Origin of the sequence: Hymenobacter busanensis (assembly GCF_008727865.1) — a bacterium.
GTDB classification, from domain to species: Bacteria; Bacteroidota; Bacteroidia; order Cytophagales; family Hymenobacteraceae; genus Solirubrum; species Solirubrum busanense.
On the sequence record NZ_VTWU01000002.1, the window covers coordinates 762,865 to 783,187 of the forward strand.

A 20,323-nucleotide genomic window follows, 5' to 3' on the forward strand; every position below is an offset into this window, starting at 1 on the left:
CTTGCGAGTTAGAAAATGCGTTGGAACTTAAGTTTTGTACTTTACAGTTGACTTGTGCTTCGCCTAAGCAATTCGCGTTACTACTGGTCCGAACTTTCGGTGTGTGTGCCTGATTGCAGACTTTGGTACAAGTAAGCAAACTGCCGTAACCGGTCCGTCTGTGTAGGTTGCTGGTAATCCCTTTCGTCCCCAGGGTACGACATCACAGGCTCATCACCCAGCACTCGACGGACCTCTTCGTAGAGGTAGGAACCAAAGAGTTCCGTAGCAGCGGCAACTTTCTGAGTCGTGACATTTGCGAAAAAGTTCTTGCCGTCCATTGTAATCACGCTTGAACAGATGGCCATTAGGTCATGAATGTCATCAGGTGATTGACTCAGAAAATCTTGGATGTACGAGACGACGTTTGGCTGACGGTTACTTTTTGCCCAAGTAGTGAAAAGGAGGCCAAAAGCATAGAAAGGGTGCGACTTGTACAGTGGTTGCCCCCCTGCTTCGTTGAGCGCACGTTCTAGAAAGAGTTGAGGTAAAACTTCATCCATCAACTCTTGCCATTCCTCCTCCATGAACAGGCGTCTTGGGTTTAGAATGGTACCTTCCTCTGTCTCGATGTAGCTTTCCGGTCCAGTTTCCTGCTTCCGGAAGCTGCGCAATACGTAGTACGTTTCTCTAGCAAAGTAGAAAGTCCCACCGGCAGCCACCAGTGATTCGATTAGTCTTCTTCGTTCGAACGCTTCACTAACTTGGAACAGTAGAGTTGTTAAAAGATTAGCAGCCTGACGCTCCTGGCTGATTACCCTTTCAATCCAAGGACCATCCACAGCTCCTGCAAACTCATGGCTTAATTCAGCAATAACATCCCAGAGACCACTAGCTTGTCGTGAACTGAAACCTGGAACTTGGTACGCTACTTTTTGAAGGAAGAGCCCAACTCCTAAGCGGCTGACCAATCCTTCTGCTGCAGTAGCTTGTTCCGTTGGCGTTCCTTGCAGAAAAGCGTCAAACTCACGATCAGATACATCACCACGTACTACCGAGTAGGCGAAGTAGCGAGGGAAGTGGGAAGGAGAAGCCACTGCCTTACGTCTTGTCAGGGCCTCGACAGTAGATGGAGCACTGTTCATCCAAGGTAACCCACCGTGGAACAGCTTAGCAATGGCAGGGAAAAGAGCATACAGCAAAGACAGCCCTGCATTCACACCGTCCTTTCCGTAGGGTTCGACGGTGTCTAGGATTGCTTTTTTGCGGGCTTCCTCAACATCAGCCCTTCTTGGGAATGCAACGGATTCCACCCCTCCAACAAAATCTACTTCATGAGTTGCGACAAATCGATGTAACCGAGGATAAAAGATGTGTAGAGCTTCTACCAAAATCTGGTCAACAACATTTACTTCGCCTTGCAGCAAGGGCAAGCTGAATTGGACTGCATTTGCAAAGCGGACTGCAAGTCTAGGAGTAGTAAGCCGAGGCAAGACCCCCGAACGTAGTGAGCTAATCAGACATTCCTGTTCTAGCACTGTGAGGTTAGCATCTGTTTCTGCTAATGCTTCCAGCAAACGATTCCAGCAGAATTGCAGCAAATCATCCTGACGCGCAAGGGGAAGACGCAAAGGCACCTGAATGATTTTCTCCAGAAAGTTCTGCCCGGCCGAAAACGTGAGGCTCCCCTTTTCATCATCGGCACCTGATGAAAACATTTCCCCAATTGCACGCGCTACCATTTCATCATCAAACGAGAGCAAGTAGGAAGTTTGGTCAAAATCAGCAGTTAGTTTGACTAAACGAAAAACTGCTTGAATCTGTGACTTCTCCAAGCGATCAATGTCATCGATGATGACCACCACACGTTTCCCTGATTCTTCGAGTAGTTTTTCGATTCGTTCTCGTTGCTCATCGATTTCAGGCTGTGCCATCTTCAGCAGTGCCTCAACGCTTTTACCAATGTCCGCGGAAACCGGGCCTAGCGACAACGAAGGCACCAGAGGCGCAACATAGGAACTGAATCCTTTCACAGCTCGCTGCTTCTTTGTAAGCAGGTTTTGTCCGATGATTTTGGCTAGCTCTCCGAAGAAATTCAAGAGCAGTTGCGTCTCGTCAGCGAAACGCCAAGGATTGAAATTGAGAACCACAACTTTGTCCGGTGCTTCTGCCAAGGCACGCCTGATGAAACCCAGAACAGAACTTTTGCCTTCGCCCCACTTGCCGTACAGCCCAACTACGATGCTCTTTTTGCTGCTGCGCTTGATGAGTGTCTCGGCAATGCGTTGCGAAAATTTAACTCTTTGAAAATCATCGTGGTCTGGGTTCTCAATCGGTCCACCAGCGCTACGTGTTTCGGCATCAATGGGGTCTGTAGGCATCCGTACCTGCTTAATGTTTGATCTGGGTAGAGTGATTGATCAACAAAGTGCATCATTTAGCCGGCTTTTGTAAGAAAAAGAGCCCCACCAACTACTCGTGGGTGAGGCTTTTGAATCGGGTAGCGGTTAACGTTTCAAACTAGCACCCCAAGCTGCCTCAGTTCGAAAAAGCACCGGGCGCAGGCAACGACGTCGTTTAGGGCGTTGTGGGCACCCGGGAACCCGGTGTTGAAGAGTTTTTGGTACAGCTCCACTAGGGTAGGCCACTTGTACCCAAACCGGGAGGGAATCTGGCAGAACTCGGTAGCCGACTTCATGGTGCAGTACGATGACGCGCTTTCCCAATCGAAGTTCATGCTAAGCCGGTGAAGTTCGGCACCCACGATTTTGGAGTCGAAATCGTAGTTGTGGGCCACGAGGAGTTGGGCTTGGTGGAGACGCGGCAGAAACTCCCGCAGCACCGAGGCCAAGTTCACCCCTACGTGCAGGGCTTCTTCCTGAGAGATGCCGTGCACGGCGGTCGCCTCCTCGGGAATGGTGAAGCCAACCGGGCGGATGGTGTAGACTTTTCGCTCGATTAACTCGCCCTCTTTGTTGTACAGGTCCCAGGCCAGCTGAACCAAGCGGGGCCAGTTGTCAGAATCCGAGAGGGGGGCGTGCCAGCTACGGGCGAGGCCTGCGGTTTCGGTGTCGAAAACCAGGCAGAAAGGGGGGATTTTTTGTTCCATGCAGAAGGGTTTTTGGGCGAACCTACAGCCTTTCTACACCGAAGTCAATGGTTTGAATTTCAGACACATGCGATCACAAACCAAGTTCTGAGAACCCGGTCCATGAAGCACTCGTTCATCGGCCAGTTTGCTGGAAATGCAGAAAATGCCCTTTCCTCGTCCGGCTTCTCAGAACTCGACTGCTTTTTCCTGCGAAAGTTTTTTTCAGCTCCTGCAAGATTTCTGCTTTCACAGGGCTTGCGCCGTTCAAACCGGGGGTGAACTCGGTTGGGAAGCAGTCGGCAACACCGTACCCGTCCAAGCCGAGTACATTCGCTGCAGTTCGTTACTCATATTACTGATTTCGCTCCCGGGGATGCTTTCCAACTCTCCTTTTCAAGCTAGCCAGCGGGGCCAGAATGCTCTCCACCGCCTGCTCGTGCGTCGGCGACGCCGTCACATGCTTGCCCGGCTGCACGGCACCCCGGCTGCAGCGGACCACCTACAGGAAACGGAGGATTTGGCTGCAGCACACGCACAGCTAACGCGCCTGCAACTGCAACGTCCGGAGCAATTGCAAGCGGAAAGCAACGCGTTGCTACGCACAGCTTTGCTGTTGGAGCGCATGGGCCTGCTGCCTCCCTTACCCGACCAGGTTGCTCACCAACTAGAGATTCGTCAGCGTGTGTTAGCACGTCTCGAAAAGGCAAGGAGCCTCCCGCCTCGTCCTCCCGAAGCACCTGGCTAACTAGTGTGCATGCAGAAGGGTGCCTTGCCTACTGGGTCGGCCCGGCGTCAACTTGCGCTTCAACACTAGCCTGTACCGAGGCGGGAACAGCCGACAACAGATCGTAGCCGGTGGCCTGCTCGATGGCGTCCACCGTGGTGCGGTAGCCGCCCCAACTGGTGCTGACGGTGTTCTCGTTGGGCGTGTCGACGGCAATCACGCGGGTAGTGGCCGTGACGCGGCTCGCGTCGTTGTCGCCCACGGGCAGCACCACCACGACCTTCCAGATGCGCTTGGGCACGGTCACACGGCCGCCGTTGATGGTCGTGGTCACCCCGCCGTTGCTGCCGGTGCCGCCGGTGCCGTAGTGGCCCATGATGATGTACAATTCGTTACCGGCGTTGACCAGCGTGCGGCAGTAGTCCTCCAAGCTGGCCCAGGTCTGCTGGTTGTTGCGCGGGGCCTGGGGAATCATGTTCGTCATCAGGAACGTGGCCGAGTTGTCGGCCACCGTGCTGGTGCGGTCAGCGGAGGGGCAATTGTGGCCCCGGTCAAAACCCGAGCCGGAGTAGCCGTTCGCGGGCACGTGGTACCAGCTGTTCGGCAGATCAAAGTCGGGGCGGAAGTCGTCCTGGCGCGGGGCCGTGCCAAGCCAAGTGCGGCTCAGGTGCCAGCTCACCCAGTTGGGAATGCCTTTGTCGCGGTGATAGCTGAGCGCGTACTGGGGCTTATACAGCAGGTAGTTCGTGAACAGCTGCTCGTCGGGCGTGGCCCCGCTCGGGTTGCCAAGCGTCAGGTGCTCGGGCAAGGGCGGGGGAACGGGCTGCACCGTTAGGGCCGGCACCTGCACCGTGGCGTTGGTGCGCACCGTGACTCCGAGCGGGTCAGGCGTCTGGTACCCGGCAGCCGCCGCGTAGGCCAGGGTGTACTCGCCGGTCGGCAAGTCGGCAAAGGCGTACGTGCCGGCTTGCAGAGTAGCAGCAACGGCCGTGCCGCCGGCGACGGGCGTCGCCGTGACGCCGGTTAGGGCTGCCGCCGGGCTGTAGGTGCCGGTTACCGCGCCGACCTGCCGCTGCGGTTGCGGGGTAGGGTCGGATGTGGTGCTACAGCCCGGCGCCCAGATCGCGCTGCCAACGAGAAAAGCCAAGACACGGAACCGACCGAATGAGAGCATAGGAAGACAAAGCAGGAGGTAGCCAAAGCTACACGTTTTGTAGCCCGTCATTGGTTCCACACACTGGAGCCCCTTCCGCCCGAGAGGCGGTAGCTAGGTTACTTAACCCGCACGTAGTGCTCCTGCCCCACCACTTTGGCCGCCGTGGACCCGGGTAGGTACGCCCCCTGTACCTCGAAGGTCAGCCTGGTTGCCGTGAGTTCGGTGACCGGTACGTCCAGCGCGGCCGAGCGGCCAGGCACGTGTATGCGGTTGCTCTGAAAGGTGTACTGGGTAACGGGTTGGTTCTGCACCCCGTGTTTGTCGAACGAGTGGAAGGTGGTCGCGGTGAAGACGAGACGGATCGAATCGGAGGTGTCAACTTGCTTGCCGAGCAGGTTGCCGCTGGCATCGTACGAGTAGTACGTCTGATCCAGCATCAGCCACTCACCCTCCAGAGTTGGTTTCGGAGCAGGCGCCGGGGTGTCTTCTTTGCAGGCAAAGGTGAGGACAACTAAGCTGAGCAGCAGGGCGCGTAGTGAATGGTTCATGCAATTGGCAATCAGGGGGATTCTACAACCCGGCAAAGATACCACGCGACAGTCAGTACTTCACCTGCTGCTACCTCTTCACCGGGGCGCTCGTATCTTGACCCGATGCCCACCGGTCACTACGCCTTCCGCCTCCTCTCCCTTGAAGATCAGCTGGCCACGGTGTGGGCCGAAGGCCGGTTCTTGATGACGCGTTGGGAAGAAGAGGACGCCATCAACCTCTACCACATGCCGGGTGGCTTCTTCGCCGAGGTGTACTACGACGAGGAAACCAACCACCTACACCGCACCCGCACCTTTACCAGCGTGGCATGCCTGGAAGACTACGCCATTTACGTGCGCCTGTCTTTGCCGCCTGGCATCGAATGAAAGACGGCTTCTTGCACAGGTGCCGGAACCAAAGCGGGCCCGACGTGTTACGTGCCACCATGAGCCACGAAGTTGCCAACCTGACCCACGCCGAAGCCACGGCCTCCCTGCCGGTGCTGCACTACGCCCGATGCGTAGACGACAGCCAGCGCCCGCCCAACCACACCGGCGACTGGCCCCAAGCGGGCACGCTGTACCCGGTTCGCCTGGTCGAAAGTCGCTTGGAAGGCATGGACTTGGTGCATGTGCTCGGTTTCCAAGCCGACGCTCCGTACTTCAATGCCTTTGCCCCGCACCGCTTCCAGCTGGTCGCGGAAGTGTGGTTGAACTGACCACCGGCAGCTAGCTGAAACAACCCCGTTTTACTACTTTTGTTAGCATTGAATTACTAATTCCATTGGCTTCGCGTATACTTGTGGCAAACCCTTGTGTTGAAGCCCATGTGCGAAGTTGAAATTTTAAGTGTTGCCCGGGAGCCCGTGTGGCTGATCGAGTGCGACTTACCGGTTCCGGCCGGCTTCCCCTCCCCGGCCGATGACTACCGCAGCGAGCGGGTAGACCTGAACAAAATCTTGCTGCCCCACCCCGATTGCACCTACCTGGCCCGGGTGCGGGGCGACAGCATGGCAGGCTCCCCTTCTCACATCCCCGACGGGGCACTGCTCGCGGTGGACTGCACGCTCACCCCGCAGCACAACCACGTCGTCGTGGCCGCGGTGGAGGGCGAATTCACCGTGAAACGGCTGGAACGGCGCGGCCTCTCGTGGTGGCTGGTGCCCGACAACCCGAAGTACCCCGCCGTGGACGCGGGGACCTACGCCCGCTTCGAGGTCTGGGGCGTGGTAACCCACGTGGTCACCGAACTCATCCACGGTAAGCTGCACGAGAATGTTCGCGCTCGTCGACTGCAATAACTTCTACGTCTCCTGCGAACGGGCCTTCAACCCGTCGCTGGAAGGCAAGCCCGTCGTCGTGCTCAGCAACAACGACGGCTGCGTGGTGTCGCGCTCCAACGAGGCCAAAGCCTTAGGGGTGCAAATGGGCGTGCCGTACTTTCAAGCCCGGCCGCTGTTGGAACGTCACGGCGGCTTGGCGTTTTCGAGCAACTACGCCCTGTACGGCGACTTGTCGAGTCGGGTGATGCGCCTGCTGGCGGCCGAAGCACCGGCCGCCGAGGTGTACTCGGTGGACGAGTGCTTCCTGGATTTGCACGGCATGACCCGGTGGCTGGAACCCGACCTGGCTGCTTTCGCCGGTGAGTTGCGGGCCAAAGTCAAGCGGGGCACGCACATTCCCACCTGCGTGGGCATCGCGCCCACCAAGACCCTGGCCAAGCTGGCGAACCGGGTGGCGAAGAAAACCCCGGCCCTGCACGGCGTGTGCTGGCTGCAGGACGCAGAGAAGCGGGCCTGGGCGCTGGCCCAGGTACCGGTGGAAGACGTCTGGGGCATCGGCCGGCAGTACGCCCACAAGCTCCACCAGCACGGCATCACCACCGCCGCGCAATTGGCAGCCGTGCCGCTGGGCTGGGCCCGGCAGCACTTGGGCGGCGTGGTGGGGCAGCGACTAGTACGGGAGCTGCAAGGGTTTCCCTGCTTGGCGTTGGGCGAGAGCGAGGACGGAACCCGGCAACGGCAAAGCCTGTGCGTGTCGCGCACCTTTGGCGGGGCCGTGACGGACTTTGAGGCGGTGTGGGAGGCGCTGGCCACGCACGTGACGCGGGCGGCTGAGAAGCTGCGGGCACAGGGCTCGGCCGCACACCTGCTCACCGTCTTCGTCGAAACCAGCCGCTACGACGGCACCCCACCCCCGCACTCGCGCTCGGCGGGGGTTACGCTGCCGGCCGGCACGGCCAACACGGGTATGCTGCTGGCCCAAGCCCGGGCGGCGTTGCGGCGCATTTACGGCCCCGGGGCACGCTACGTCAAGACCGGCGTAGTCCTCGGCGGCTTTGAGCCCGAGGGGCAGCGGCAACTGGACTTGTTCCACCCGGACCCGGAGCCGCTGGTGCGCGAAGAGCCGAAGGCAGCCGTCATGGCAGCCCTCGACGGGCTCAACCACCGCTTCGGACGCGGCACGGTAACGCTGGCCGCAGCCCTGGTGCCGAAACAAGCGCCTAAACCTACCTGGGCCACGCGCTTCGAGCAGCGCACCCCAGCCTACACGGGCTGGGACGAACTCTGGACCATCTCGGCCTGACCGGCTGTGTCACTTTCTCACCCTACCCTACTTTCCATGGAACCCAACGCGCACCCACTCATGCACGTCAGCGCCGAACTTGATCCATCTTTTCACGCCTTGGTGTTGCGCATTCACGCCGACGGCTACCATTCCTGGGTGATTACCCACGACGAGCAGCGCTACCGCCGCGACGGGCTGAATGCCACCGCCCGCTACCTGGCCATTCGTTACTTAGCCAGCCGGCCAGAAGAAGTGCGGCGCATGGGCCGGGTACAGGTTACTGACTTGATTAAAGCGGCCCTGGAGCAATACGAAGGGCAACGGGCGGCCTGATTTTCTGCTGTGGACACCGGTTTCAGCGCTTTCACCCAACTTGCGCCATGCACCTGACCCTCTTGTTGGACTTTAGCGCAGGCGACGCGAGGTGGTTGGGCGGTTTGTTGTGGAAGGCGGCCTTGGCGCTGTGGATGCCGCAGCTACTGGTACTCTTCCTGGTCTTTCGAAGACGACGGAAGGATTGGGAAAGCTTGTGGAGGGAGTTGCTGCTGGTGGTAGCGCCCGTTCTCTTGTTTGTTGGTGCTGTGGCCACCCCGAAGGGGCTGGGCGTGCTGCTACTGCTGGTCATCTACTCGGACGTGCAGTGGGCGCAGTTACTTGCGGTTTTGGCCCTTCCCACAGTTGTAGGCCTCATCGCCGTGGTAGCGACCCGGAAACCGAACCCCCATCCCGTTCCGGCACCTGAGCCATCTTCGCCCCTGAAGACAATGGGGCTGGGGCTTGCCGGCCTTGCAGCAGCAGTACTCTGGTGGGCGGGGCCGATGTTGGTGCATTTGTACGTCACGGCCCGGCAACCGCCCCCCTTGCAGACCCACGACTTTCCTTTTCCCTCCCGTGCCGAACGGGCCCGTCGCGACTCAGTGCGTCGCATCGGGGAACAGAAGCGGGCCGAACGCTACTTTGACTCACTTGCGCAGCACCCGCACACCACGCCGGAATGGTAGCCCTTCGGCTGCGGTGCCTAACGCGGACTTAAGGCGGCACCGTGACGCTGGCCGCTGCCTTGGCACCCAGCACTTGTCTGGGCAATTCGCTTCCACAGCAGATGCCCGTCTACATCAGTCGGTGGGAGCAGCTGTGGCCGCGAGGCCGTTCGCCGTACCTCGCATGACCCCGTTTAGTAGTGATGCATCACTGGCAACCGCTTTCGGGCGTCTGCCTGCTGCACGTCGAGGAAGTACAGCCCGGCAGGCAAGCGTTCAGGTAACACCAGGGAAACGGTGGTAGCGCCGACGACAAGCTTCCTTGTCAGGGTTGCGTGCACGCGCCCCAACGCGTCCGTGAGGGTAACCGAAACAGGTCCATCGGCCGTCAGCTGCAGCTGCACTTGCAAATTTTCCATGAAGGGGTTCGGGCAAGCCTCCACACGCCACCCAGCACCGCTGGAACTTGCTTGCAGCGTACGAACAACGCTCAAGCGCTCGGTACCGTCGAAGTCAAATTGGCGCAACCGGTAGTACACGACCGATTGGGAATGGTGGGGCCACCCCTCATCCGCGAAGCGGTACTGGGTGGGGCCGGCAGTGCTTCCTTGCCCGGGCTGCCAGCCGAGCTGTTGGAACGTGCGGCCATCGGTGGAAACCTCCACCGCAAAGCCACGGTTGTTCGTTTCGGTGGCCGTTGACCAGCGCAAGACTGCACTTGCTCCGCGGCGCTCGGCTTGAAAGTCAGCCAACTCCACGGGGAGCGGTGGTGAGGAAGCCGGCTGGTTGAGGCGCACGCTCAAGGAATTTCCCAGTTCATTAGCGGTAGCCGCGTCTAGATCAAGGTCACCGTCGAGGTCCGCAAGCACCAAGTAGCCGGGTCCATCGCCAACCAACACATCTGTGCCACCCGCGAAGGAACCACTGCCATTGTTCAACCTTGTGGAAATTCGATCGGTCCCAGGGCTGGCGGCCACAATGTCCAAGTCGCTGTCTCCATCCACATCAACCAAACGAAGGTCGCGTGGTGTTGCCGCAACGGAAACGTTGCTCCCTCCCCCGAACACTCCGAACGAGTTGTTCAACCGCACGCAGACTTGGTTCCCCGTTTCATCACTAGCCACGGCATCCAAATCCCCGTCGTTGTCAACGTCCCCAAGCCGGAGCCGTTGCGGGGACAAACCCGCTGCGTAATCGCCCCCGCCTGAAAATCCGCCGTTGCCATTATTGAGCCGAACACTAATCAAATCATTGTTGGTCAACAGCATGTCCAAGTCCCCATCTTGGTCCACATCGCCCAGCACAGCATTGCGAGAGGGTGATCGGTTACCGCTAAGAAACACAACGGAGCCGGTCGTGAAGAAACCGTTCCCGTTGTTGAGTCGCACGTGTACCTCATTTGGAAACCCAGAAACGGCAACGAGGTCCAGCGCTCCATCCCCGTTCAAATCGCCCAACGTCAGGTCAGTCGTAAAGCGGCTCACGGACGCTCTGTGGTCTTGGTACGCAAAGTATCCCGAACCGTCGTTGACGTACACCACAATGTCCCGGGCGGTTGGACCGTAGATGTAGCCGATGACATCCAGGTCTCCGTCCCCGTCCACATCGCCCATGGTCATGTGGATCAACGATGCTGTGTCACCCGATGGATCTGAGTACAGGACCGGGTAATCGATTTGAGGGCCGAACGCACCGGTCCCGTTGTTCAGGCGCACGGACACACCTCCATTTTGGAACACCAAGTCCAAATCTCCGTCGCCGTCGACATCGCCGGCGAACAAATCTCTGGCAGCCGTTCCCGGTAACTCGGCCCCAACCGTTGGCGCGACAAAATTCCCACCGCCGCTGCCTCCCACGGCTGCCGTGAATTGAAACACCCGCGGTGCCTGCAGCGGTTGACCGGCTTGGTTACGTACACCAGTAGACGCCGTAGCCATGACGGTTTCGCCAGGATTCCAACCGTAAGTTGGGGTAGCTTCCAGCACGGCTCCGGTCACGGCAATGTCCGCACTGTGCCCGCTGCGCATTCCTCCGCGCATGCCGCTGTGGAGGTACAGCCCACCTGCGCTGTTGGGGTCAAGGAGTTGGGAAAACTGTACCTGCACGGGCGCACTGCGGCCAATGCTGTTGGCGTTTGCTACCGGGCTGAGGGATGTAATGGTGGGTTGGGCCACAGCGGCTTGGCCAATTGCCAAGATTCCGCTAGTCAACCCAGCAACCCGTACAGGAAGGGAGATTCCCATGAACTGATTGTGTAGGATACAGCTAATGCAGAAGGAACCAACTACCCGTCGGTCCCCAATTACTTTTGAACAGCGCCTGCCAACCCAGGGAGTAATGCGCGTGCTACCGCACTACTACCTAGTAGGCATCATGCTGTTCAATGCTACACCTTTCACGGGCAAAGCACAAATGATTCTTGAAAAGGCAAAGGCAGCTACCTGACCGTCAAAGGCATGCAGCTACGGTCTTCGCTCCTTGGGAAGACTGGTCCGGTAAGCTGTGCACTGGCGAGTACGTCCAACAGGCATTCAAGGTGTTGGGCAAAGCGGAACGGCGGCACCAGAGCCAAACGGCTTCCAGCACCACCGTTGACAAGCGGCTTCGGCCACCCAAATCCGTCTTCTCAGCGTCTGCGTGGGCTTGGCGTTTGGTTCATCCTACAGGGATGGGGGTGAAAGACCAAAGGCGCATCAAGGGGAGGTAGTTCCCGTTTGCTAGTAGAGTCGTCGGCGTTTCCCAACGGTCCACAGACCGTTGGTCCAGTCTGAAACGGGTCCCAACTCCACTGCCGTGCCGTCCTCGACGCGTTGCAGGATGCTCATGGCTTTGAGCGAGCCAGTTGCACGCTCGGGAAAACGCCGATCCCGCATGACAACCGATGTCCAGTGATCCCAGCAATGCTCAAGGCAGATGTCAGGGAAAATCGACACAATGTACTCATGGGAGAGCCAGTGGTCCGTAAACTCGAGCAACATGCATTCTGCGGATGCCGTGCGAACCACGCGGTAACGGTACTCAATCATTTCTAACTGCATTGGATGTGGTGGGTTGGTGTTCACTCAGTTGTGAACACCAACCCTAACCCGTCTGCAGACCTTTCATTAGCCACCCCAGCAACTTTTTTCTTAAGGGTGGTCAGTGTCGTTAAAGCAAACAGTCAAACACTGAATCCAGAGCATCAGCATCAAACGAGTCGAGGTAAATGGCAGTCACCGTTTCGGACTTGTGCCCCAACGCTTCGCTGATGAGGCTGGTCGCTACGCCGCCTTTCTTGAGACTCGTCGCGAAGGAGTGACGTGCCACGTAGGTCGTCAACGGGATGGCGATGCCGGCCTCAGCAGCTAGGGCTTTAAGATCTTGGTTAACCTGTGCCAAAATCTTGTGCAGACGGTTTTTGATCTGCGACGCTGACCGGTGCCGGTTAACGTCAAGGATCGGAAAGATGTACTGCTCCGGCTTGCCACTGGTAACCGAACGGTAGAAGTTCAAGATGCCCGCAGCCGGAGCCACCAGCTTAAAGACAAACTTGCCTCCGGTCTTCTGCCGCTCGTAGCGCAAGCGCACTTCTCCCGTCTCCCCTACCGCCAAGTCGCACCAGCGCAGTTGGGCCAAATCGACAAAATTGATGCCGCCGCAGTAGAAAGAGAACAGAAACACATTTTTGGCCCGCTGCAGGCGTTCGGTCGCTGGCGTAAGTGCTTCCAGCCGCCGGAGCGCTTCCCGGCTGATGGCCCGCTTGGCCGTGCTCACGTCGAATTTGCCCACGCTGAACTTGTGTCGTTCGGCAGCGGTACGGGCAAAGGGGTAATGCTCCAAGCGGGCGTCGCCGTTGGCAATGGCTTTGTTAAGGACGGCCCGCAGCGTACGGAAGCGCAGCGACAGGGTAATTTCCTTCTTGCCCGAAGCCCGGAGCGCCGTCTCCCACCGGTTGCAAAAGGCCACGGTTACGCGTTCGAAGGGGACATCGTCCACCCCAAACTCGGCTTGAATGAACTTGAACAGCTGGTTGCGCAGGTCGCGGTACACGGTGGCGTTGCCGACCTGGCCCGCCTGCAGCATGTCGGCGACCAGTTCATCGGTGAAAGCGAGGAGATACACACGGCGCAGCTTCCGCCGTTCCTCGGCAGCTTGGACCAGCACTGTGCCAGCATCGTGGCGCTCGTCGTTTACCGCCAGAGCACGAGCCGCCTCCGCGTACTTCAATTCCCACTTGTGCAGTTCCTGGAGCAGTTGGGTGCGCTGCGGTTCGGGGTAGCTACGGCGGACGTCCTGTTTCTTTGCATTCCAGTACTTGGGATGCAACGACAAGCCGGTGGATCGGTAAATTTGCTTCCGGTCTTTGGTGATGCGCACCAGGAACGGGTGCGAACCGTCGGCTAACGTCTTGCCGACTTTGTAAATGATGCGGACAGTGGCCTGCCCTTCTTTGTGTTCGGTCGTCTTGCTCATCGGTTTGAGCCGCTGCGGCGGTGCCTACAGCGGTGCCTACAAGTGATGACGACGGTCGGAAAAGGAGAGAGGTTCAACAGAAAAAGGGCCTTGACAAGCTGGAAACGCCTTTCACTTCGCTAACCAATCAGCTTCCCAAGCTGAGGGTCGCGAGTTCGAACCTCGTTTCTCGCTCATTCATAATCAGCCACTTAGCCGCAAGGTTGAGTGGCTGACTTGTTTTTGGTTTAAACTCTGGTTTAAACAAAGCAGCCAGTATACCGATGCTCGTAGGAACAGCCTGCCTATCACCTGTCACAACTTCCTGAACTAAGCTTACTGCAACCTAAGCCGATAGCAACAAGCCTGCTACAGCGTGGTGAGGTCGTTCAGCTAAACCGAGCTTTCAACTGAACAGCAGAGCAATAAGAAGGCCGCTTCAGCGACCTGCCGGTTCCTTTTCGGGAGTAGTTATTCAGGGTTTCATTGCTCCTAAACACGAACGCTCTTCCGAAACCGGAAGAGCGTTCGTGTTTAGAGGCCGGCTTCCCTAGCGGGAACGACGCTGGTGCAGGCGCCGCAAGGCATAAGCGGCTCCACCAGCCAGCAGCAGCGAGGCGCCGCCGTCGATGGGAACGGCCGTAGGTGTGCCTGGCAGGGGGCCACCTGAGCCGGGGTCTTGGGCGAAGGCCCCGTGAGCAGCCAGCAACAGCAGGGCCGTGGCAGCTACATACTTCAGCATATTCATGATGCGTAGATAAGAAGTCGAGAAAGAATGGACGTTGGCCATCCGAGGCCCCGACGTGCGGTGCCCGGATGATTTGGCCTTATTGGCGCACCAGGCGCTTGGTCACCGGGCCTTGGGGGGTAGCCAGGTGTAGCAGGTACACGCCGGCGGGCAAGCTGCGCACATCCAGCTGGGTGTCGGCGGCGCGCAGCAGTTGGCGCAGCACCACTTGGCCGACACTGTTGTGCACCTCCACGTCGGTGGCGCCCCACGAGGCCGGGCGTTGCAGCGTGAGTTGGCCGGCAGTGGGGTTGGGGTACAGGTGCACCTGCTGGGCCAGCTGCGCCGGGGTTGCGGCCGTGACACGGCTGCCAAACTCCAGCTGGAAGCGGCCAGGGGCCGGGGTGCCCGCCAACGTCACTGCGTAAGTGGCACCGCTCATCAGCACGGTGCGCGCACCGGTTTGCTGATCCACCAGCGTGGCCGTGAGGCCAGCGGGCAGGTTACCTAAGTGTTCGGCGGTGAAGACGTAGGAGCCGGTCCGCGGCACCCACACCGCAAGCGGAATCAGCGTGGATGAGCCGAAAGCGGCGCGTCCATCAATGGCCATTTCCTGCCCGCCGATAGCCAGCGAAGCTAGGTTCAGCCCCGTGGAGTTAAGCAGCTTCACGGCGTCAAACTCAGCGTCAGCGCCATCGGTGGCGCCGGCTTGGGCGTACACGGTCAGCGCGTCGGTCAGGCCCTGCCCGCTGAGCGTGAGCGTAAGCTGCGGGCGCGTATCGTTGCCGCGGCGCACCGGAGACTGCTGCGCGTAGGTGGTCACGCGGTTCGAGTTATCTAGTGCTAAGTTGCCAGAGGTCTGCCCGCTGCTCACCCGCACGAAGAACGCCTGGGCCGTGCCGACGAGCGGGTTGCCGAAGCCGTTGACGTAGCTGCGGTACTGCCCGCCGTACTGCGAGGTGCTTTCAAAAGTGTAGAAAGCCGCATCCATGTTGGTGCGCTGTCCGGCCGGAATTGTGCTGAAGTCCAGCGGCGAGGGATAGGGGTTGCCGATGAAGTTCCAGCCCGCGTCAGCAGCGGTAGCACCGCTGTTGCGATTCAGCGAGATGGTCCCGCTGCTGTTGCCTACCTGTCCGGTGAAGCTCAGCGTGCTGGCGCCGGGCAGCTGCACCGTAAAGCCGGTAGTAGCCAGTTGAGCCGCATCACTCAGGTTCGTTGGCGACGCCCAGCCTTTGTCGAAGGCCGACAGCGTGGTGGCCGGTGATGAGGCCAGGCGACTCTGGTCGTAGCGGAAGATGGTGGGGAAGGGCGTGGTTAGGTTCGGCGTGGTCGAGGAGTTGTAGGCCGGGTTGACCACCAGCGTAGTGCCCCCCGAGCCGAAGGCGGCCACCGTCGCGTTGGCCACCGGGGCCACGAGGTGGCGGTAGCCCATGCCGGGGTTCAGCGTCGGGTCTATGTAGCGCTGCACGGTCACGGTCGTGCCCAACACGGAGCCCGCGCCCAGGTTGGCAACCAGCGCCGTGCCCGCTGCGTCGGAGAGCAGGGTCAGCGTGCGTGCGTTGAGGTTTAAGCTGCCCGCGTTGAGCGTCACAACTTCCCGAACGGCCAGGTTCTGCGACAGGGTCAGGGTGCCGGTGTTGGTCGAGGTCAGGTTGCGCACCTGCGCGGGCAGGCCGTTGCCCGTCACCTGGGCCCCCGAGCCGTTGTAGATGTAGTTGGCGTCGGACGAGAAGCTGCGTGTGCCCGTCACCTGCACTGCGCCGGTGGCGCCCGAGGCAGTAATGCCGGCCGCGTTGCAGATGCTGAGCGTAGCCCCGGCCTGCAGGGTAAACGAGCCTGCCCCGGTTACATTTTGGCAATTGGTGTTTAGCGAGCCGCCGGTCTGCACCACCAAGGTGCCGGCCACGCTCACGTCCCCGGCCAGCGTTGCTGCGCCGGTGCCCGTTACGGTGATGTTGTTGTAGCTACCGGCCGGCACACTCTGAGGCGTGCTGATGGTCAGGTCGGTAAGCTGGTTGACTGTCACCGTCTGCTGGGCCGAGCTGCTGCAGGTGCCGCCGTTGCTCACGTCCACGGTGTAGGTCTGAGTGCTAGAGGGCGAGGCCGTTACGGTGGCCGTGTTGGTGCTGCTCAGGCCAGTGGAGGGGCTCCAGGCGTAGGTCGAGGCCACGATGCTGCTCTGGCCGGGCGTGACGTAGGCCGGGGCGTTTTGCAGAGTGCCGTTGTTGGCGCCCACTTCGTCGGTAGCGGTGCTGCCGCTGCCTTCGTTCAGGCGCCAGAAACCGGCCAGGCCGGCGGCGGTTCCAGCCGGAGCAGCGTTCATGGTGGCCTGGATTTCGGCCTGGGTGCGGGCCGTGCTCCACACGCGCACCTCGTCGATCTGCCCCTGCCACGACTCATTGAGGAAGCCGGGGTTGCTGCCGAACATGAAGCGGTTGCCGGTGGTGCCGGTGTTGGCCCCGCCGACGTACACGTACTCCACGCCATTCTTGTAGAACTTGATGCCGGTGGAGCTATACACCACGGCCACGTGCTGCCACTGGTTCAGCTCGACGGTAGTGGGCTCCCACACGCCGCTGCCCGTGAATACGCCCCAGTTGTCGGTGTTGCCTTCGATGACCAGCGTGCGGTCGAAGTTGCCGTCGTCGACGGAGAAAACCGTTTGGCGCACGCCGTAGCTGCTGCGCGTGGGGTACACCCAGGCCTCCCAGGTGGTGTTGGGCAGGGCACTGGGCGCCGCGTTGAGGTTGGTGCTGACGCGCTGGCTGCTGGCACTGTTCAGGCCCGAAAAGCTCAGGGCCAGGTTGGCGCGGGCCGTCAGCGTCACCGAGCCGCCAGTGTTGATGGTCGTCGGGCCGCCCGCCACGATGGAGGGCGGTGCCACGTAGTTGATAGTAGCCGTAACGGCCGAGCGCCCGGGGCTTTCCACGTTGGTGGAGCTTACCGTGCTGACGTAATAGGTAGTGGTGCCGTAGAGCGTGGGCGTAACGTAGCTACTACCCGTGGCCCCGCTGATGGCCGTGCCCCCCGACGCTTGCGTGTACCAGCGGTACGAACCGCCGCTGGGCGCCCCGCTGGCCGTGAGTGTAACGGAGCCCGAGCCGCAACGGCTGGCGCCGGTGGTGGTCGGGGCGAAGATGGCCGTGTTCAGCAACACGCTGATGCTATTGTTGTCCCGGTTGGCCGTCACGATGTCGGGCTTCCCGTCGCCGTTCACGTCGCCGGCGGCCACGCCCCAGGGCCGGCTGCTGGCGCCGGTGGAGTAGACGGTAGCTGTGCCCAGCGTACCGTTGCCCGCGCCCAGCAGCACGCCCACGGTAGTACCGGCCCCGCCCGATAGCGGCCCCACGTGGGTGGTTACCACATCGAGGCGGCCGTCGCCGTTGAAATCGGCCAAGGCTACTTCGCGCGGATTGACGGCCCCGGTCGTGTAAGTAGTCATGGTGCCGAAAGTGCCGCCGGACTGTCCCAACAGCACGCCCACGTTGCTACTGTTGTAGTTGACTACCACCAGGTCGGGGCGGCTGTCACCGTTCAAGTCGCCCAGCTGCAGGCCCGCCGGTGCCGAGCCGACGGGGTACTGGGTAGCCGTGCCCAGTGTGCCGTTGCCCGCGCCCAGCAGCACCGATACGGTGGTGCCGTCGGCACCGCCGAAGTTGCTGACTACCGCGTCGAGGCGGCCGTCGGCATTGACGTCGCCCAGCGCTACGTTGTACGCGCTGATACCGGCCCCGGTGCTGAAGAAAGTCGGGGCGCCGAAGGTGCCGTTGCCCTGGCCCAGAAATACGCCCAGGCTACCGTTGCCGACCGTGATTACCGCGTCGAGGCGGCCGTCGGCGTTCAGGTCGCCCAGCTCTACGTTATAGGCGGAGGCGTTGACGTTGGTTGGGAAAGTGGTGGCGGCCCCAAAGGTGCCGCCGGCCTGGCCCAGCAGTACGCTCACTCCCACGGTGTTGCTGGTGTTGACTACTACCGCGTCGAGGCGGCCGTCACCGTTCAGGTCACCCAGGGCCGTACCAAACGGTGCTCCGTTGTTGGCCGTGGCGTAGGTAGTACTGGCCGCGAAGGTGCCGCCAGCCTGGCCCAGCAATACGCTGAGGCTAGCGGCGCTGATGCCAGCCGTAACGATGTCGGGCCGGCCGTCGCCGTTCAGGTCACCAAGGGCGGGGTAGCTGGGCCCATTAGCGGTGGCGTAGCTGGCGAAGGGCGCAAACTGCGCCTGCGCCGGGGCGCCGGCGAGCAGCAGGCCCAGCAGCGGGAGCCAGTGCCGCCGAGCTCCCACGGGGAGACAAGGTGTAAACAAGTGTTGCATAAGCGGAATGGTTGGTGGAAAAACGATTGTTGCGGGGGCGGGCAATGCATGTCCCTCAGCGCGGCTGTGTGTGGCTACCTACTGCCTAGTAGCGGGGTAATACAGATCTATTCACGATAAATCCAGTTTGCGTAGCCGAGGCAGATTTAATGGCCGTCAGATAATAGCCAGTATTTGCAAAGTGAGTTCAGCAGGTTTGGCAGTGCGGTTTCGGACCCCTAGGTAATTTGTAAAAAGATCATTCGCAATATTGATAGATAAATATTATTATAACTTAATCATGTGATTCTACAAACAACAGTTCATGGTGGCGACCCAACGGCATCCCGCAGGCCTAGCACTGCATCTTCTGTGCTGCCTGGCGTTTGGCGGCTGGCCCGCCCACCGGTCGTTTTGGTCGTTGTTCAGGTTTGCTGTAACCGACTAAGCTTCCATTACCCCAGCGAAACTTGCGCTGGGCTCTATCAAAACGACGCTAACATCTGCGGGCTGGCTCCTGAGGCCGGCAAGGTTGCTTGGCCCCCTTCTCCCCGAGTTCAGTAACGCTCCTTCTCATATTCGGCTGTACCGATTCTTTACGGTGAAGTACTCAGACGGCTGTTTGAATTTTATACTAATCCGTTTGATTCCCTTTTTCCGCTAACACCCAACTCCCGGACCTTTGTGGTGCTATTTCGAAGCAGGCGGCTGGGCGGAGAGGTTCGATCAAAGCCTGACCGCCTCGGCACCCGTGGCGTACATGCACAGACGTGCTCGTCCTGCTGCCAAACACGACTCGTGAATCCCCTTTTTAGTCGAGAAAGCAATGCAAACCGTAACCTTGAACAACGGGGTCAAAATGCCCCTGCTGGGTTTTGGCGTCTACCAAATGCACGACCCGGCCGAATGCGAAACCAGTGTGCTGGAAGCTATTAAGGCCGGCTACCGGCTGATTGATACGGCCGCTTCGTACCTGAACGAGGAAGCCGTGGGCCGGGCCATCCGCAAGAGCGGCGTGCCCCGGGAAGAGCTGTTCATCACTACCAAGCTGTGGGTGCAAGATGCGAGCTACGAAGGCGCCAAGCAGGCGTTTGAAACGTCGTTGCGCAAGCTCGGCCTCGACTACCTCGACCTCTACCTCATTCACCAGCCCTACGGCGACGTGCACGGGGCTTGGCGGGCCATGGAAGAGCTGCACAAGGCCGGCCGCATCAGGGCCATCGGCGTGAGCAATTTTGCCCCCGACCGGGTGATGGACTTCCTGGTGCAGCACGAAGTGAAGCCGACGGTGAACCAAGTGGAAACCCACCCCTTCCACCAGCAGATCGAAACCCAGCAGTTCCTGCAGGAAAACGGCGTGCAGATTGAGTCGTGGGGGCCCTTTGCCGAGGGCAAGAACAACCTGTTCCACAACGAGCTGCTGCAAGGCATTGGGGCGAAGTACCAGAAGTCGGTGGCGCAGGTGGTGTTGCGCTGGCTCACGCAACGCAGCGTGGTGGCCATTCCCAAGTCGGTGCGGCCCGAGCGAATAGCCGAGAACTTCAACATCTTCGACTTCGAGCTAAGCCCCGAGGATATGGACGCCATCAAGGCCCTCGACACCAAGGCCAGCCTGTTCTTCGACCACCGCGACCCGAAGATGGTCAAGTGGATCAGCGAACGGAAAATCCACGACTAACCCCGGTTACCGACTCCAAGCACGGCAATCCGCTATCTTCTGGCTTTGGGTTTCATATAGAAGTTCAAACCGCTGCTTACCTGCTGGTGTCGGTTGCCCGCGCCACCTCACACCTTAGAGCGTGTTGGGGAATAATCCTCAGCTTATGTCCTTTAGGTAATTGCGGAG

Annotated in this window: 16 protein-coding genes; 7 read left to right on the forward strand and 9 right to left on the reverse strand. The window is 60.0% G+C overall.

Going from position 1 to position 20,323, the window contains the following annotated elements; genetic code table 11:
* Window positions 1-80 precede the first annotated feature (80 nt).
* From F0P96_RS07820 to F0P96_RS07835, 4 genes are all read right to left on the reverse strand, one after another.
* Window positions 81-2,360, reverse strand: coding sequence for a KAP family P-loop NTPase fold protein (locus tag F0P96_RS07820; RefSeq protein ID WP_151078264.1), 2,280 nt, complete (start codon window positions 2,358-2,360; stop codon window positions 81-83).
* Between the two features lie 134 nt (window positions 2,361-2,494).
* On the reverse strand, window positions 2,495-3,088 hold the full coding sequence (locus tag F0P96_RS07825; RefSeq protein ID WP_151078265.1) for a 3'-5' exonuclease: 594 nt from the start codon (window positions 3,086-3,088) through the stop codon (window positions 2,495-2,497).
* 755 nt (window positions 3,089-3,843) lie between these two features.
* Entirely contained in the window at window positions 3,844-4,941 is a 1,098-nt protein-coding gene (locus F0P96_RS07830) for a DNA/RNA non-specific endonuclease (RefSeq protein ID WP_235917421.1), read from the reverse strand.
* A gap of 125 nt (window positions 4,942-5,066) precedes the next feature.
* Window positions 5,067-5,498: a hypothetical protein gene (locus F0P96_RS07835; protein WP_151078267.1), complete on the reverse strand. Its 432-nt coding sequence runs from the start codon at window positions 5,496-5,498 to the stop codon at window positions 5,067-5,069.
* A 105-nt stretch (window positions 5,499-5,603) separates the two neighbouring features.
* Between F0P96_RS07835 and F0P96_RS07840 the strand changes: the two genes are divergently transcribed.
* From F0P96_RS07840 to F0P96_RS07865, 6 genes are all read left to right on the forward strand, one after another.
* Window positions 5,604-5,867 carry a hypothetical protein gene (locus F0P96_RS07840; protein WP_151078268.1) on the forward strand — a complete coding sequence of 88 codons (264 nt, stop codon included), beginning with the start codon at window positions 5,604-5,606 and terminating at the stop codon, window positions 5,865-5,867.
* Between the two features lie 59 nt (window positions 5,868-5,926).
* Window positions 5,927-6,199, forward strand: a complete 273-nt coding sequence (locus F0P96_RS07845) for a hypothetical protein (RefSeq protein WP_151078269.1) — start codon at window positions 5,927-5,929, stop codon at window positions 6,197-6,199.
* 108 nt (window positions 6,200-6,307) lie between these two features.
* On the forward strand, window positions 6,308-6,781 hold the full coding sequence (locus tag F0P96_RS07850; RefSeq protein WP_151078270.1) for a LexA family protein: 474 nt from the start codon (window positions 6,308-6,310) through the stop codon (window positions 6,779-6,781).
* Window positions 6,756-8,066 (forward strand): Y-family DNA polymerase, encoded by a 1,311-nt coding sequence (locus tag F0P96_RS07855; protein ID WP_151078271.1) that lies wholly within the window; start codon window positions 6,756-6,758, stop codon window positions 8,064-8,066. The genes F0P96_RS07850 and F0P96_RS07855 overlap by 26 nt, the downstream gene beginning before the upstream one ends.
* Window positions 8,067-8,102: 36 nt before the next feature.
* Window positions 8,103-8,381 (forward strand): hypothetical protein, encoded by a 279-nt coding sequence (locus tag F0P96_RS07860; protein ID WP_151078272.1) that lies wholly within the window; start codon window positions 8,103-8,105, stop codon window positions 8,379-8,381.
* A 47-nt stretch (window positions 8,382-8,428) separates the two neighbouring features.
* Window positions 8,429-9,049 (forward strand): hypothetical protein, encoded by a 621-nt coding sequence (locus F0P96_RS07865; RefSeq protein ID WP_151078273.1) that lies wholly within the window; start codon window positions 8,429-8,431, stop codon window positions 9,047-9,049.
* Between the two features lie 173 nt (window positions 9,050-9,222).
* Here the strand turns inward: F0P96_RS07865 and F0P96_RS07870 are convergent, their stop codons facing one another.
* The 5 genes from F0P96_RS07870 to F0P96_RS07890 all read right to left on the reverse strand — a co-directional run bounded on the left by F0P96_RS07870 (window position 9,223) and on the right by F0P96_RS07890 (window position 18,498).
* On the reverse strand, window positions 9,223-11,271 hold the full coding sequence (locus tag F0P96_RS07870; RefSeq protein WP_151078274.1) for an FG-GAP-like repeat-containing protein: 2,049 nt from the start codon (window positions 11,269-11,271) through the stop codon (window positions 9,223-9,225).
* 474 nt (window positions 11,272-11,745) lie between these two features.
* Window positions 11,746-12,066, reverse strand: coding sequence for a hypothetical protein (locus F0P96_RS07875; protein ID WP_151078275.1), 321 nt, complete (start codon window positions 12,064-12,066; stop codon window positions 11,746-11,748).
* A gap of 109 nt (window positions 12,067-12,175) precedes the next feature.
* On the reverse strand, window positions 12,176-13,480 hold the full coding sequence (locus F0P96_RS07880) for a site-specific integrase (protein ID WP_151078276.1): 1,305 nt from the start codon (window positions 13,478-13,480) through the stop codon (window positions 12,176-12,178).
* 529 nt (window positions 13,481-14,009) lie between these two features.
* On the reverse strand, window positions 14,010-14,207 hold the full coding sequence (locus F0P96_RS07885; protein ID WP_235917422.1) for a PID-CTERM protein-sorting domain-containing protein: 198 nt from the start codon (window positions 14,205-14,207) through the stop codon (window positions 14,010-14,012).
* A 79-nt stretch (window positions 14,208-14,286) separates the two neighbouring features.
* A complete protein-coding gene (locus F0P96_RS07890) occupies window positions 14,287-18,498 on the reverse strand; it encodes an FG-GAP-like repeat-containing protein (protein WP_151078277.1) in 4,212 nt (1,403 codons plus the stop codon).
* Window positions 18,499-19,303: 805 nt separating this feature from the next.
* Between F0P96_RS07890 and F0P96_RS07895 the strand changes: the two genes are divergently transcribed.
* The gene (locus F0P96_RS07895; protein ID WP_151078278.1) at window positions 19,304-20,155 is read left to right on the forward strand and encodes an aldo/keto reductase; all 852 of its coding nucleotides are present in this window, start codon (window positions 19,304-19,306) and stop codon (window positions 20,153-20,155) included.
* Window positions 20,156-20,323: the final 168 nt, after the last annotated feature.

Excerpts from the sequence above, each read along its gene's own strand:
- F0P96_RS07825 (WP_151078265.1), bottom strand. The coding sequence starts at position 3,088 with ATGGAACAAAAAATCCCCCCTTTCTGCCTGGTTTTCGACACCGAAACC.
- F0P96_RS07835 (WP_151078267.1), bottom strand. The coding sequence starts at position 5,498 with ATGAACCATTCACTACGCGCCCTGCTGCTCAGCTTAGTTGTCCTCACC.
- F0P96_RS07890 (WP_151078277.1), bottom strand. The coding sequence starts at position 18,498 with ATGCAACACTTGTTTACACCTTGTCTCCCCGTGGGAGCTCGGCGGCAC.
- F0P96_RS07895 (WP_151078278.1), top strand. The coding sequence starts at position 19,304 with ATGCAAACCGTAACCTTGAACAACGGGGTCAAAATGCCCCTGCTGGGT.
- F0P96_RS07820 (WP_151078264.1), bottom strand. The coding sequence starts at position 2,360 with ATGCCTACAGACCCCATTGATGCCGAAACACGTAGCGCTGGTGGACCG.
- F0P96_RS07865 (WP_151078273.1), top strand. The coding sequence starts at position 8,429 with ATGCACCTGACCCTCTTGTTGGACTTTAGCGCAGGCGACGCGAGGTGG.
- F0P96_RS07860 (WP_151078272.1), top strand. The coding sequence starts at position 8,103 with ATGGAACCCAACGCGCACCCACTCATGCACGTCAGCGCCGAACTTGAT.
- F0P96_RS07880 (WP_151078276.1), bottom strand. The coding sequence starts at position 13,480 with ATGAGCAAGACGACCGAACACAAAGAAGGGCAGGCCACTGTCCGCATC.
- F0P96_RS07885 (WP_235917422.1), bottom strand. The coding sequence starts at position 14,207 with ATGAATATGCTGAAGTATGTAGCTGCCACGGCCCTGCTGTTGCTGGCT.
- F0P96_RS07875 (WP_151078275.1), bottom strand. The coding sequence starts at position 12,066 with ATGCAGTTAGAAATGATTGAGTACCGTTACCGCGTGGTTCGCACGGCA.
- F0P96_RS07845 (WP_151078269.1), top strand. The coding sequence starts at position 5,927 with ATGAGCCACGAAGTTGCCAACCTGACCCACGCCGAAGCCACGGCCTCC.
- F0P96_RS07850 (WP_151078270.1), top strand. The coding sequence starts at position 6,308 with ATGTGCGAAGTTGAAATTTTAAGTGTTGCCCGGGAGCCCGTGTGGCTG.
- F0P96_RS07840 (WP_151078268.1), top strand. The coding sequence starts at position 5,604 with ATGCCCACCGGTCACTACGCCTTCCGCCTCCTCTCCCTTGAAGATCAG.
- F0P96_RS07855 (WP_151078271.1), top strand. The coding sequence starts at position 6,756 with ATGTTCGCGCTCGTCGACTGCAATAACTTCTACGTCTCCTGCGAACGG.
- F0P96_RS07870 (WP_151078274.1), bottom strand. The coding sequence starts at position 11,271 with ATGGGAATCTCCCTTCCTGTACGGGTTGCTGGGTTGACTAGCGGAATC.